Source organism: Halopseudomonas salegens (assembly GCF_900105655.1).
Lineage (GTDB): Bacteria > Pseudomonadota > Gammaproteobacteria > Pseudomonadales > Pseudomonadaceae > Halopseudomonas > Halopseudomonas salegens.
The window spans coordinates 1,277,858-1,290,999 of record NZ_LT629787.1 but is presented as its reverse complement, the minus strand read 5'-3'; the positions used below and the strand labels follow the sequence as shown (position 1 = coordinate 1,290,999).

Below are 13,142 nucleotides of genomic sequence, written 5' to 3'. Positions count from 1 at the left end.
ATTGCCCGCCAACACGCTCCAGATTCTTGTACGATATACGTGGATTAAGGATCTTGCCCCAGCGGCCGATAAACCGGAATGACTCATGTAGCCAGGACGCCCCATGACCAATACAGATGACAGCACGACAGAGGTCGTCGAACAGAAACCGGCTCCGCCGCGGGATATCTTTGCCCGTTCGCGGCCGTCGGATATGTATTGGCTGCAGCTCAAGCCTGTCTTCCGCAACCGGCAAATGGTGCATAACGAAGCCCTGCTCCAGATTGCCGTCACCCAGGACCGTATCGGCTCACTGGAATTGTTGCGCCTGCAAGTACGCAAGGAAGGCGAACCACTGCCGACAGATGGCAACACCCTGGAAGTACTGATCGACCATAAACACCAGCGCGTGCGCTTTGGCCCGTTAGGTGCGGTCAATCTGAACCCGGCCGGGCGTGGCCTGGGTGGTTTTATGCTGGGGCAACTGATCGACTGGTGTCAGCGGTTATGCCCTGAATACTCGGTCACTCCGATTACCCTGAATAACGACCAGGCGAGCACCGAGGAAGAGCGCAAGATACGCGAGAACCTGTTGCAGCGGGTGGGGTTCACGCTGAACTATACCGATGACAAGAAAAGCCAGGGCCGTGCCCAGGCCAACCGGGTCAAAGACCTGCTCGGCAGCTGGAACAGCGACAAGGTGCAGCCACTGTCGGTCAGCGATCTGCTGCGCCAGCTGCGCGAGAAGGAAGCCGAGCACCAGAAACAGACCGGGAAGCTCAATGCCCTCAAGGCCCGGCTGGAAGTCAGCAAGCGCAATGACCTCAGCCACCGCTTTGCTATCGGTTGCCTGATAATATTTGCCATTTTTCAGGCGCTATTGCTGCTCTGGGTCGTGTTGCGCTGAGACAAAGAGCCCCGCTGCTCAGGTATCAGTCTCTAGAAACAGCCCCTGAAAATGCCGGCACTGCTCGGCAGTCAAGACAAAAACACCATGCCCGCCACGGCTGAAGCGCACCCACTCGAAATCGACTTCCGGCCAGGTCGCCGCCACATGCACCATGCTGTTGCCGACCTCAACTACCAGCACGCCGTCTTCACTCAAATGGTCAGCGGCTTCGGCCAGAATCCGTCGCACCAGATCCAGTCCATCGGCGCCGGCAGCCAGCCCCATCTCCGGCTCGTGATGGTACTCATCGGGCAGATCGCTCATATCCTCGGCGTCAACATAAGGCGGATTGGTCACAATCAGATCAAAGCGCTCGCCCGGTGTGCCGTCATAAGCATCAGACCAACGTGCTTCTACCCGGTCCTGCAGCTGATGCGCCTCGATATTGCTTTCGGCTACCGCCAGGGCATCGAAGGACAGGTCAGCCAGTACGACCTCGGCTTCCGGGAACGCATAGGCGCAGGCAATACCGATACAACCACTGCCGGTGCATAGATCCAGAATGCGCAATGGCTCGCGCTCCAACCAGGGAGCAAAGCGTTGCTCAATCAACTCGGCAATCGGAGAGCGAGGCACCAGAACGCGGTCATCAACCAGAAAATCCAGGCCGGCAAAACGCGCATGACCGATCAGGTAGGCAGCCGGAATACGTTGCTCGATACGCTCACTGAGCAAATCCAGCACCGCATCGCGCTCTTCCGTGGTCACCGTGCAATCGAGATAACTTTCCGGCGTTTCCCAGGGTAGATACAGGGCATGCAGCACCAGCAAACGCGCTTCATCCCAGGCATTGTCAGTGCCATGCCCGAAGAATAAACCTGCCTGATGGAAGCGGCTCACGCCCCAGCGAATCAGGTCACGAATGCGGGTCAGGCTGTCGGTATCAATCTCGCTCATGGCAATCCTTGGTAGCGGCTCGGGCTTGGCCCATTCTACATGGGCAATGGTAAACTGGGGCAAATTCCCAGCAGACATAGCCAGCCCCATGCCCGACGAGCCCAACGATGATCTGAACCTGTTCCGCCAGGCCACAGCCGGGGTCAAACGCATCCGGGCTGATGACCGTGCGGATACCGGCAAGCCCAGGGCCAGCCGCGAACAGATACAGTACAAACGCCAGCAAGCCACTCAGGCCGCTGACCGCATCCGCGTTGACGGCCTGTCTGACCAGTTTGTCGTCGACGTGGAACCGGAAGAGTTTCTCGCCTGGGCCGGCAACGGGGTGCAGGATAGCCAGTTACGCAAACTGAAAAGCGGGCAAATCGCCTTTGATGGCAGTATTGATCTGCATGGCATGACCGTCGAGAAAGCTCGCAACCTGTTATGGGACTTTCTCGCCGAAGCAACCCGGCTGGAAGTACGCTGCGTGCGCGTCACCCATGGCAAGGCAGTGCGCAAGGATGGCCGCAAACCGATCCTGAAAAGTCACGTCAATACCTGGCTGCGCCAGCACGCCAAGGTGCTGGCCTTCAGTTCCTGTCTGCCGCGCCATGGTGGAACCGGCTCGGTCTACGTGCTGCTTCGGCGTGACATGCTCGAAGGCCGCGAGGATTGACCGCTAGCCTCCGGCCTGCTCTTCGAGTTCGGCCCAACGCTCCATGGCCTGATCCAGCTCAAGCTGCTTGGCGGCCACCTGCTCCAGAATCGGGGCAGTCTCTTCATGCGGGCGGCTGTAAAAGGCAGGATCATTGATGCGTTCCTGCAAGGTCGCAACTGCAGCTTCCAGTGCTTCCAGCCTGGCCGGCAGCTCGTCCAGCTCACGCTGCAGCTTGTAGCTCAGCTTGGCTTTCGGCTTGGCCGCTGGCGTCGCAACCACGGCCTCCTCCACCGGCTGGCTGGGCTGAGGCGGCAGCTGCGGGCTATCCCACTCCGCGAGCATGGATACCCGACCACCCTGACGCAGCCAGTCTGCAAACCCGCCGACGTATTCACGCACGACTCCGGGCGCTTCAAACACCAGAGAACTGGTAACCACGTTATCGAGGAACGCCCGGTCATGGCTGACCAGCAATACCGTGCCATCGAAACTGGCGAGGACTTCTTCCAGCAGCTCCAGGGTTTCCACATCCAGATCATTGGTCGGTTCATCAAGTACCAACAGATTGGCTGGCTTGCTGAACAACCGGGCCAGCATCAGCCGGGCCCGCTCGCCGCCAGAAAGCGCCTTGACCGGTGTGCGCGCTCGCTCGGGTGAAAACAGGAAGTCGCCAAGATAACTGATCACATGCCGCTGCTGGCCATTGATCTCGATAAAATCGCGGCCTTCAGAAATATTGTCGATCACACTCTTGTTCATATCCAGCTGATCGCGCAATTGGTCGAAATAGGCGACTTCCAGCCTGGTGCCATGGTGTACGGTGCCGGAGGTGGGCTGCAGGCGACCGAGCAGCAACTTCAACAGAGTACTCTTGCCGCTGCCGTTATTACCGATCAGACCGATGCGATCACCGCGCAGAATGTTCAGATTCAGGCCGTCAATCAGCGGCCGCTGGCCGGGCCAGGCGTAGACCAGGTTGCGCACTTCAATCACCCGTTTGCCGGACGCATCGGCCGTTTCCATCTGGAAGCTGGCTTTACCCTGGCGCTCGACGCGCTGGGCGCGTTCTTCACGCATGGCCTTGAGGTCCCGTACCCGGCCTTCATTGCGCGTGCGCCGGGCCTTGATGCCCTGGCGAATCCAGACTTCTTCCTGGGCCAGCTTCTTGTCGAACAAGGCATTGGCGGTTGCTTCCGCCGACAGCTGCTGCTCTTTGTGCTCAAGAAAACTGCGGTAATCACCTTGCCAGTCAATCAGGTTACCGCGATCCAGCTCGAGAATGCGCGTTGCCAGCGCTTGCAGAAACTGACGATCGTGGGTAATGAAGAGCACGGCACCACGAAACTCAAGCAGTACCTTTTCCAGCCAGTCAATGGTATGGATATCCAGATGGTTGGTTGGTTCGTCGAGCAACAGGACATCCGGCTCGGCTACCAGCGCCTGAGCCAGCAACACCCGCCGACGCCAACCACCTGACAGATCAGCCATGCGCTTTTCGGCCGGCAGACCGAGGCGAGTCAGGGTGGTTTCCACCAGCTGATTCAATCGCCAGCCGTCTTGCGCTTCCAGCCGCGCCTGGACCTTTTCCAGTTTTTCCAGCTCGGCGTCACCCATCGGTCCATGCACCAGGTGGTGATATTCCGCCAACAACTCACCGACACCGGCCAGACCAGCAGCCACCACGTCATAGACCAGGGAATCGTCAGCATCCGGCAATTCCTGCGGCAACTGGCCGACTTTCAGACCCGGGGCACGAAAGATCTCACCCTCATCAGCGGCCTGTTCACCATCGACCAGCCGAAACAGACTGGATTTACCGGCGCCATTGCGACCGATCAGACAAACCCGCTCACCTCGCTCCAGCTTGAAGCTGACGCCCTTGAGTAGCGGATTAAGGCCATAGGCCAGAGAAATATCGGTCAGAGAAAGCAGCGCCATAGATCACCTTTGTATCGAATTGCCGGCATTCTACCTGTTATCCCGGCTGCTGTACCAAAGCCGAAAAAAACTCCTTGGCGCTCAGGGAACAAAGCCGCTACTCTGCAGCCAAAATCAAGGATGATTTCTGTGTTCGCGGGCCGCATGCCGGCCCTCGCATGCCTGTCATCAGTTGTTCGTTTCACCGCCATACGCCCCGTCCGGCAAGGAATGTCATGTCGCGTCTTTTTTCACTGTGTACCCTGATCACTCTGTCACTTTGCATTGTGCTTCCTGCGCAGGCTGATCGCCTGCAGCAGCAACGTACCCTGTATGACCAGACCATGAGCCGGTTGAGCAAAGGCCAGTCGCTGGACCCTAATGGCCACGCCGCATCCGGATTGCAGGATTACCCGCTATATCCCTATCTGGTAATGAAGGACCTGGAAAACCGTCTCAACAACGCCACCACACAGGAAGTCGAAGCGTTTCTGATCAGCCACGGTGACCTGCCGCAGGCCCAACGACTGAAAAACCGCTCGCTGCAACTATTGGCGTCGCGCGGTGACTTTGCCCGCTTGCGTGCCCACTACGACAGTGACAGCCAGAATACCGAACTGGATTGCAAACTGGCGCTGGACCTCTGGTCCAGCGATCGCAGCAAGGCCATGGAACAGGCCGCCACACTATGGACAGTCGGGCGGTCGCAACCAAATGCCTGCGACCCCTTGTTTCAACGCTGGCGAGATGCTGGCGGCCTGACCGAAACCATTGCCTGGGAGCGCATGCGCCTGGCGCTGCTCTACCGTCAGGATGCACTGGCTAGCTACCTGATTCGTTATCAACCCGAGCGCAAGGCATTGGCCGAATTGTTTGTGGCAACCGCCACCCAGCCGAGCCGACTGGAAAACCTGAGCGACTATCAGCCAAACACTCAACGTCCGGCTGACGCCCTGGCAGAGATTGTCGCCGTTGCCCTGCGCCGTATGGGAAATGAAGCCCCTGAAGCTGCGTTGGCGTTGTGGCCACATTACCGTGATCTGCCATTCAGTGATCAGAACCGCATTGATATCACCCGTTCGATCGGAGTGCGGCTGGCACAACGGTTCAATCCGGCAGCCCTGCCCTTTATGGCAGAAAACGACCCGGACATGACGGATGAACGCATCAGTGAGTGGCGCGTGCGACTGGCTTTGCGCAGTGGCCAGTGGCAAACCGCACATGACTTGACCCGCAACATGCCGAACGACCTGAGCCAGCAAAGCCGTTGGCAGTATTGGCTGTTGCGCAGCGCTCAGTTGGCCCAACCGCAGATCGGCGAATTGCAGGAAGAGTATGGTGAACTTGCACAGGAGCGCGATTTCTATGGCTTTCTCGCTGCCGAACGCACCCAGCAACCCTACGCCCTGAACCACCAGCCGGTAGCGGTTGACCGCGTAGCCTTTGCCCGTGTCAGCAATAGCGCCGGGGTCAAAAGAGCCAAAGAATTTTATGCCCGCGGCCAGATTACCGATGCCCGCCGCGAGTGGTATCACGTAGCGAGAAACTTCAGCCGGGAGGAGCTGATCGCCCAGGCCAGTATGGCACGCGATATGGACTGGTATTTCCCGGCTATTCGCTCCATCAGCCAGGCGCAGCATTGGGACGACCTGGATATCCGTTTCCCGCTGGCCTATCAGCAGGAAATCCAGCACCACGCCCGTGAGCGGGCATTGAGTTCAACCTGGGTCTACGCAATTACCCGACAGGAAAGTGGCTTCATGAGTGATGCTCGCTCGCCTGCTGGTGCCCTCGGGCTGATGCAGCTGATGCCGGCTACGGCTCGGGAAACTGCCCGCCGCTACAACATCAGCCTGAACAACACCCACCAGGTACTGGATCCAGACCGCAATATTGCGCTGGGCACCGCGTATATGGCGCAACTGCAGCAGCAATTCAAGGGTAATCGGGTGCTCTCCTCAGCCGCCTATAACGCCGGACCCGGACGAGTGCGGCAGTGGACGCGCAACGCCAGCAACATGCCCGCCGATCTCTGGGTCGAGACGATTCCCTTTGATGAAACCCGCAGTTATGTGCAACGCGTACTCAGTTACGGCGTCATCTACGGCGACAAGCTGGGTATCCAGCAACCGGTGATGGAACAACACGAGCGCTACCTGCCTGCATTTGATTGACGTTTGTACCGGCACGCCATAGCGTGCCGGTACAAACGCCGGGGATACTCAATCCAGCCGTTCAAGCCGCTTGCGAACCACCTCAACCAGTTGATCCGGCTGAAATTTGGACAGGAAACCGTCACACCCGACCTTTTCCACCATTGCCTGGTTGAAAGAACCGGAAAGCGAGGTATGCAGAACGACAAAGAGATCACTCATCCGCGAATCCTTGCGGATTTCCGAGGTCAACCGATAACCATCCATTTCCGGCATCTCGGCATCGGTGATCACCATCAGCAAGCGCTCGGACAACTTGCCGTCCTCTTCTGCCCAGGCTTGTAGCCGGCGCAAGGCGCGCAGGCCATCAGTCTCAACATGCATGGTCAGGTCCAGCTGGGACAGGGTCTCTTTCAGCTGATTGATCCCGGTCGGCGAATCATCCACCAACAACACCTCACGGCCACGGGCCTTTTCGAGCAACTCCATGTCCAGCAGCCCTTCACTGATACGCGTATTGAAGGGCACAATTTCCGCCAGCACCTTCTCGACATCAATGATTTCCACCAGGCGCATATCCTCCAGCCGAGTGATCGCTGTCAGGTAATGCGAACGGCCGGCACTGCGTGGTGGCGGCTGAACAGTATCCCAGTTCAGGTTGAGGATACGATCCACACTACCGACCAGAAAAGCCTGCACCGACTGGTTGTACTCAGTCACGATAACCGTACTGTTGGCATCAGCCTTCTGCGGGTGCAAACCAATGGCCCCGGAAAGGTCGATAACCGGAATAGTCTGGCCACGCAAATGAATCACGCCGACCACATGCTGATGCCGGTCAGGCATCAGCGTCATCTTCGGCAGTTGCAAGACCTCACGGATTTTAAACACGTTAAGGGCGAAGTACTGTGGGCCCGCCAGTTGAAACAGCAGAATCTCCAACCTGTTCTCGCCGACCAGTCGTGTCCGCTGGTTTACCGTATCAAGCACACCCGCCATAATTGCCTCGCACTGATTGTGAACATCTCAAGGGCCAATCAACCGGCCGGAACAATCAGGAATACCGACGCCCTGCAACAGGCAATCAAGGTCCCCGAGTGAGCCTGCAGCAGAGGGCCTGCCAGCTTGACCTGTCTTTATCGGCCAAACCTCTCACTTCAACAATGATTTCAGAATAGCATCTTTAATGACGATCTGTGAGAGGCAGTCAAGGCGTCGTTTATCCATCCAATTTCAGATCAACAGCGCTATTACGGCCCTGGTTCCTGAAATCGTTTGCGAAGAAGGCCACCAGGGCCCACAGACCCTGAAAAACATCCAATACTGCTGATTGAACGTCTTATCTACCCTTGAGACCAAAAAAACCGTGAACTGCGTCCCATTTCCGACAACCCACTGACACCTCTTCTCCGGCTTGTTGCTATGATTCCGGCGCCCACGAGGTCGGCGGTAGCCTGTCCGGGTATGTCTGATCAATCGTAGCCACCTGAACAAGGAAATGTTCATGTCAGAGTCCAGCGGGATGCCGGCTGGCCATGTCGGCCAGCAAGTCCAGGGCGGTGCCATTGTCACCGGTTCACCCAACGTTTTCATCGGTTGCACCGCCCTCGGCAAGGCCGACAGTGCTTCGGCCTGCAAGCCTCTGTGCGGCGATCCGGTCAACCCGCTGCTCGGCGCCAAGCTGCTGCCCGGCGAAGTCGACTTTGCCTTGCCTGCTCCGAGCGTGTTTGCCTTCAGCCGCAGCTACCTGTCCCGTGATGCCCGCGTCGGCCCGCTGGGTCAGGGCTGGTCGGTCACCGGTGCTGGCCTGGAACTGGAATTGCGCGATGACGCCAGCATCCTCACCGATATGCAGGGCCGCAAGATCAGCTTTCCGGTCCTGGAACCCGGGCACTATTACTTCTCCGCCACCGAAACACTCTGGCTGCGCCGTGGCGGTATCCCCGAGAGCGCGCCCAATGGCCAGGCCGTTGGCGTCTTCACCCCGTGGGGCCCCAACTGGGCCGGGGTGCCCGCCGCCCTGCAGCAGGACCCCACGGCGGTCATTCTGCTCTCCGGCGACAGCTTCCTGCACTTCTCGCCCAGTGCCGAAGGCCCCTGGCGCCTGCGCAGCCAGTTCGACCGCAATGGCTATGCCACCCGCTACCGCTGGAGCCAGGACGGCTTGCTCACCAGCGTGCAGGACAGCGCCGATCGCAGCTACGCAATGATCTATCAGCCCCGTTCCAGCGTTGGCAACGTGGGCGCTGAACTCCCCGAGATGCGCCTGGCCGGGGTGATTCTGGCCAACCCCTGCGGCCCGATCCCGGATGACTTCGACCCCACCGCTAACGGGCACGACTGGCTGGTGCGCTACCAGTACAACACCCAGGGCGATCTGATTGGCGTCTACAACCGCGCCGGCGAACAGGTCCGCCACTTTGCCTGGGACCAGCACATGATGGTCAGCCACGGCCAACCCGGTGGCGCTAGCACCGATTATGAGTGGGATACCCTGAGTCCCGAGGGCAAGGTCATCCGCCAACAGAGCCACTCCGGCCTGACCCGCACCTATCACTATCACAGCGACCACACCGAGGTAATCGACAGCCTCGGCCGCCGCGAATGCTACGAATTCACCGGCGAAGGCCCCGACCAGCGCTGGAGCGCCCACCTGCGCGCCGACAACACCCGTATTACCTACAATTACAATGCCGCCGGCCTGCTCAGCGCCATCCATGATCCACTCGAGCGCTGTTTGCGTTATCGCTTCGATGCCCGCGGCCACCTGCAGGCCATCACCTACCCCGACCGCAGCTCGGAAAACCATACCCGCGACGAGGAGACCGGCTGGCTGCTGGAATGGTGCAGCCCCGGCAAGCGCCGCACCAGGATCACCCGTGACGAACGCGGCAACCCGATCAGCGTGACCACGCCCAGCGGCGATGTGACCCGCTACCATTACGACAACTCAGCCCTGCCAGACCGGCCCACCCGCCTGGAAGACAGCAGCGGCGGTATTCGCCAACTGCAGTGGAACCGCCTCGGCCAGCTCAGCCAGTACACCGACTGCTCCGGCCACAGCACCCGCTACCAGTACGATGGCGAAGGACGCCTGACCGAAGTCCGCAGCGCCCTCGACCAGCCGGTGCGCTACCACTACGACAGCGCCGGCCGTCTGATCCGCCTGCAACGCCCGGATGAGCAGAGCCTGCAGTACCAGTACGACCCATTGGGCCGCCTGATCCGCCAACAGGGCCCCGGCAACCAGCAGCGCAGCCTGCGCTGGAACCCGCGCGGCCTGCTGCTGGAAGAACGCGACAGTGCCGGGCGGACCCTGCACTATGAATACGACCAGGCTGGCCGCCTGATCCAGCTGACCAACGAGAACGGCGCCCACAGCCGTTTTAGCTACGATGCCCTCGACCGGTTGATCGAAGAGATCGGCTTCGATGGACGTACCCAGCGCTACCACTACAACGACGCCGGCGAACTCATCGCCCACGAAGACAACAACGGCCAGACCACCCATTATGACTACAACCGCGTCGGCCGCCTGACCGCCAGACACCTGCCCGCCACCGACAGCGCCCCGGCCCAGACCGAAGCCTTCGAATGGAACCCCGATGGCCAACTGCTCGGCGCCGAAAACACCACCCTGGGCATCCGCATCGAACGGCACTACAACCGGCTAGGCCAGCTCAGCCTCGAAGCCCAGCACCTGGGTGACCACTGGAGCTGGCAAGCCAGCCACCAGTACGATGCCCGTGGCCGCCGCGAACAGAGCCAGCTGGGCGACATCCCTCCCATCGACTGGCTCAGCTACGGTCCCGGCCACCTGCTGGGGATCAGCAGCGGCCCGCTGAGTATCCACTTCGCCCGCAACGCCCTGTACCAGGAAACCCAACGCGAACTCTACACACGAGGTGAGACCGACACCCACCAAGTGCACCTGCACCAGCGCCAGTACGATGCCCTTGGCCGCCTGGAACACAGCCAACTCAAACCCTCGCCCGACAGCCCCAGCGCCCTGCACTGGGAACGCCGTTACCAGTACGACAGCCAGGACCAACTGCAACAACTGCAGGACAACCGCCACGGCCGTATCGGCTACCAGTACGACGCCAGCGGACGACTGACCGGCAGCCTGCATCAGCAGTCAGAACAGTCCAAACAGACTCAAGCTTATCGCTTTGATGCTGCCGGCAATCGCCTTGACCACGGCCCGCAGGCCGGCGCCAAACCCGAAGACTGGGCCGCCACCGTCGCCGCCAACCTGCACAACCCCGACTTCAACCTGCTCGGTGAAGGGAAAAGCCAACCAGCCCCCACCGCCGCCTGCTGGCCGGACAACCGCATCCTCAGCCACGAGGGCGAGCAGTACCACTACGACCGTATCGGCAACCTGATCGAACGGCTCAGCCCCGACGGCAGCCGCCTGCAGATTGGCTACGACGGCGCCAACCGCCTGATCCGGCTGGAACGCACAGCAGCCAACGGCGAACGCTGGACCGCCGACTATGGTTATGACCCCCTGGGCCGACGCCTTTGCAAACAGGTCGAGTACACCGACACCAGCGGTCAAACACACCCCACGCAGATCACCTGCTACGGCTGGGATGGCGACCAGCAAAGCGCCGAAGCACGATTAACCGAAGACGGCGAATGGCAAATGCGCACCACCCTGTACGAACCGGGTAGCTTCGTACCGCTACTGCGCATCGATCAGGACAGAACCAACAACGACCCCATGCTGCTGCAGGTCAAACGCCAACTGGCCAGCGCCGGCGAACCCATGCCGGATATGCTGCGCCAGGCCCTGGCAGAAGAAGCCAGCGAACCCCGCTACGCCAGCTACCACACCGACCACCTCGGTACACCGCTAGCGCTCACAGATGAACAAGGCCAACTGCTCTGGGAGGCCAGACCGGATGATTGGGCTGCCATCAAGAATGAACAAGGAAGCACCACACAGCCCATACGCTATCAGGGGCAATACGAAGACGAAGAAAGTGGGCTGTATTACAATCGGCATCGGTACTATGACCCAGCGCTGGGAAGATATGTGAATCAGGATCCGATTGGGCTAGCAGGTGGAATAAACACCTATGCTTACCCCCATGCACCAACAGGGTGGGCAGATCCGTTGGGGCTAAGTGGTGAGACCTCAGCAGATGAGGGGTGGCTACAGAAAACGAGGAAGTTTGACATCAATAGACGCCCACATGCATACGGGTTAGAAACCACCGTATGTGGAGGTGGAGAACAATCATGCCCTATTGAGACTGCGGGAGAAGGTTTGTTACGTCATCCGGCTCCTGGCGCCTCTGGGCTATCACCTGTCAAGACAGGTGATATCACCCATATTGAAGGTTTTGGAAGTGTTGTCCATGTTGTTGACCCGGATGGACTAGGAGTTTGGAATATAACATTAGATGATCACACCTTACACTCTGGCTGGGTTCATAGGAGAGTAATATCCAAGGGCGGCGAAACTATTATAAGAACATATGGCGAAGGTACTGGAAATCTTGCCTGGATCAATGAGAACCTTGACTGGGCTGTATGGGGTGTTCCAGATAATAAAATATGGACCTTTATTCATTACCCTGACTACCATCCGTCGGCGCGCAATAAATGAAAATTGTTCTTTGTTTATTCGCAGCAAGCGTTATCTATACGCACTACTCTCCTGCTTGGGATGTAACGTGGCCGGCAATGATTTTTTGCTTCGTATATTTTACGATATCTGCACTTATTATAGGGCTTCCGTTGGCATTGCTTTTTCGACACATAGTTCCAAAAGATAGTTTTCTCCTTAAGTCTGCAGCATTTTTTTTCTGGTTCCAGGTATCATTTTTAACTCCTCTTGTAGTGTTCAGAGCTTTCCAAATATGGTTGGCAGGCAATAAGAAACTTAGCCAGTGGGGAGAAGGAGCGCTATTCATGGATGGGGAATTGACTGAATCAGGTTTTAGCTGGATATTAACCGATGCTTTATCAATGTCTTTTGCTTGCATCTTCGCAGCTCTAATTGTCATTTCAGCTGAGTATAAAACACAAAGAATGAAAATGCGCTAGTGCTCATGCTCATGCTCATGCTCATGCTCATGCTCAGAGTCGAGTAGCCGGACTCAGTCTGCAAGACAAAACATGAGATAAAAATTTGCACTTGAAATCTTAGATCGCCTAGCTATGTTATAAAAACTGCAGGGGTGATCCGGCGGTCTTTGCCCGGAGCGCGCTCTGGATATGGCAGGCCGCTGCTTTGGGGTGTGGTTGCGGGGTCGAGTCTTGCCTTTTGCCTTGAAAACAGCAGCCACCTGAGCAGCTATGACTACAACTAGACACCTGCCCGCCAACGACAGCTCCCTGGCGCAAACCGAAGCCTTCGAATGGAATCGGGATAGCCAGCTGCTCGGTGCCGTCAACACCACCCTGGACATCCACATCGAACGGCACTATAACAAGCTCTGCCAGCTCACCCTTGAAGACCAGACCGCAGGAGCTGGCAGAACAGCCACCCGTACGATGCCCGCACCGGTTTGAACAAAGCCCGCTGGGAGAGGAGCCACTTCAATTATGATGAAGATTGGCTTTTGTTACTGGCGGCGCCTGATTTTAACCT

The 13,142-nt window shown here is 58.5% G+C and carries 9 protein-coding genes; 6 read left to right on the top strand and 3 right to left on the bottom strand.

The genetic code is table 11. From position 1 onward, the window contains the following. Positions 1-103: 103 nt before the first annotated feature. On the top strand, positions 104-886 hold the full coding sequence (locus BLU07_RS05725; RefSeq protein ID WP_092385016.1) for a hypothetical protein: 783 nt from the start codon (positions 104-106) through the stop codon (positions 884-886). Between the two features lie 18 nt (positions 887-904). On the opposite strand, the gene prmB is transcribed toward BLU07_RS05725, so the two are convergent. After that, a complete protein-coding gene (gene prmB, locus BLU07_RS05720) occupies positions 905-1,825 on the bottom strand; it encodes a 50S ribosomal protein L3 N(5)-glutamine methyltransferase (protein ID WP_092385014.1) in 921 nt (306 codons plus the stop codon). Positions 1,826-1,913: 88 nt separating this feature from the next. Here prmB and BLU07_RS05715 point away from each other — a divergent pair, with 88 nt between their 5' ends. Next, positions 1,914-2,483, top strand: coding sequence for a Smr/MutS family protein (locus BLU07_RS05715; protein ID WP_092385012.1), 570 nt, complete (start codon positions 1,914-1,916; stop codon positions 2,481-2,483). Positions 2,484-2,486: 3 nt separating this feature from the next. On the opposite strand, the gene BLU07_RS05710 is transcribed toward BLU07_RS05715, so the two are convergent. Continuing rightward, positions 2,487-4,403, bottom strand: coding sequence for an ATP-binding cassette domain-containing protein (locus BLU07_RS05710; protein WP_092385010.1), 1,917 nt, complete (start codon positions 4,401-4,403; stop codon positions 2,487-2,489). A 215-nt stretch (positions 4,404-4,618) separates the two neighbouring features. Here BLU07_RS05710 and BLU07_RS05705 point away from each other — a divergent pair, with 215 nt between their 5' ends. Beyond that, positions 4,619-6,556: a transglycosylase SLT domain-containing protein gene (locus BLU07_RS05705; RefSeq protein WP_231701700.1), complete on the top strand. Its 1,938-nt coding sequence runs from the start codon at positions 4,619-4,621 to the stop codon at positions 6,554-6,556. A gap of 48 nt (positions 6,557-6,604) precedes the next feature. Here the strand turns inward: BLU07_RS05705 and BLU07_RS05700 are convergent, their stop codons facing one another. Beyond that, positions 6,605-7,534 carry a chemotaxis protein gene (locus tag BLU07_RS05700; RefSeq protein WP_092385008.1) on the bottom strand — a complete coding sequence of 310 codons (930 nt, stop codon included), beginning with the start codon at positions 7,532-7,534 and terminating at the stop codon, positions 6,605-6,607. Between the two features lie 505 nt (positions 7,535-8,039). Here BLU07_RS05700 and BLU07_RS05695 point away from each other — a divergent pair. The 3 genes from BLU07_RS05695 (at position 8,040) to BLU07_RS05690 (ending at position 13,063) form a co-directional block, all read left to right on the top strand. Continuing rightward, entirely contained in the window at positions 8,040-12,155 is a 4,116-nt protein-coding gene (locus tag BLU07_RS05695; RefSeq protein ID WP_172830091.1) for an RHS repeat-associated core domain-containing protein, read from the top strand. Then, the gene (locus BLU07_RS17525) at positions 12,152-12,595 is read left to right on the top strand and encodes a hypothetical protein (protein ID WP_157719094.1); all 444 of its coding nucleotides are present in this window, start codon (positions 12,152-12,154) and stop codon (positions 12,593-12,595) included. The genes BLU07_RS05695 and BLU07_RS17525 overlap by 4 nt, the downstream gene beginning before the upstream one ends. A gap of 252 nt (positions 12,596-12,847) precedes the next feature. Further along, positions 12,848-13,063: a hypothetical protein gene (locus BLU07_RS05690; protein ID WP_092385005.1), complete on the top strand. Its 216-nt coding sequence runs from the start codon at positions 12,848-12,850 to the stop codon at positions 13,061-13,063. Positions 13,064-13,142: the final 79 nt, after the last annotated feature.

What these genes read in the sequence shown, in the direction of transcription:
- BLU07_RS05705 (WP_231701700.1), top strand. Translation starts at nt 4,619, where the DNA reads ATGTCGCGTCTTTTTTCACTGTGTACCCTGATCACTCTGTCACTTTGC.
- BLU07_RS05725 (WP_092385016.1), top strand. Translation starts at nt 104, where the DNA reads ATGACCAATACAGATGACAGCACGACAGAGGTCGTCGAACAGAAACCG.
- BLU07_RS05700 (WP_092385008.1), bottom strand. Translation starts at nt 7,534, where the DNA reads ATGGCGGGTGTGCTTGATACGGTAAACCAGCGGACACGACTGGTCGGC.
- BLU07_RS05695 (WP_172830091.1), top strand. Translation starts at nt 8,040, where the DNA reads ATGTCAGAGTCCAGCGGGATGCCGGCTGGCCATGTCGGCCAGCAAGTC.
- BLU07_RS17525 (WP_157719094.1), top strand. Translation starts at nt 12,152, where the DNA reads ATGAAAATTGTTCTTTGTTTATTCGCAGCAAGCGTTATCTATACGCAC.
- prmB (WP_092385014.1), bottom strand. Translation starts at nt 1,825, where the DNA reads ATGAGCGAGATTGATACCGACAGCCTGACCCGCATTCGTGACCTGATT.
- BLU07_RS05710 (WP_092385010.1), bottom strand. Translation starts at nt 4,403, where the DNA reads ATGGCGCTGCTTTCTCTGACCGATATTTCTCTGGCCTATGGCCTTAAT.
- BLU07_RS05715 (WP_092385012.1), top strand. Translation starts at nt 1,914, where the DNA reads ATGCCCGACGAGCCCAACGATGATCTGAACCTGTTCCGCCAGGCCACA.
- BLU07_RS05690 (WP_092385005.1), top strand. Translation starts at nt 12,848, where the DNA reads ATGACTACAACTAGACACCTGCCCGCCAACGACAGCTCCCTGGCGCAA.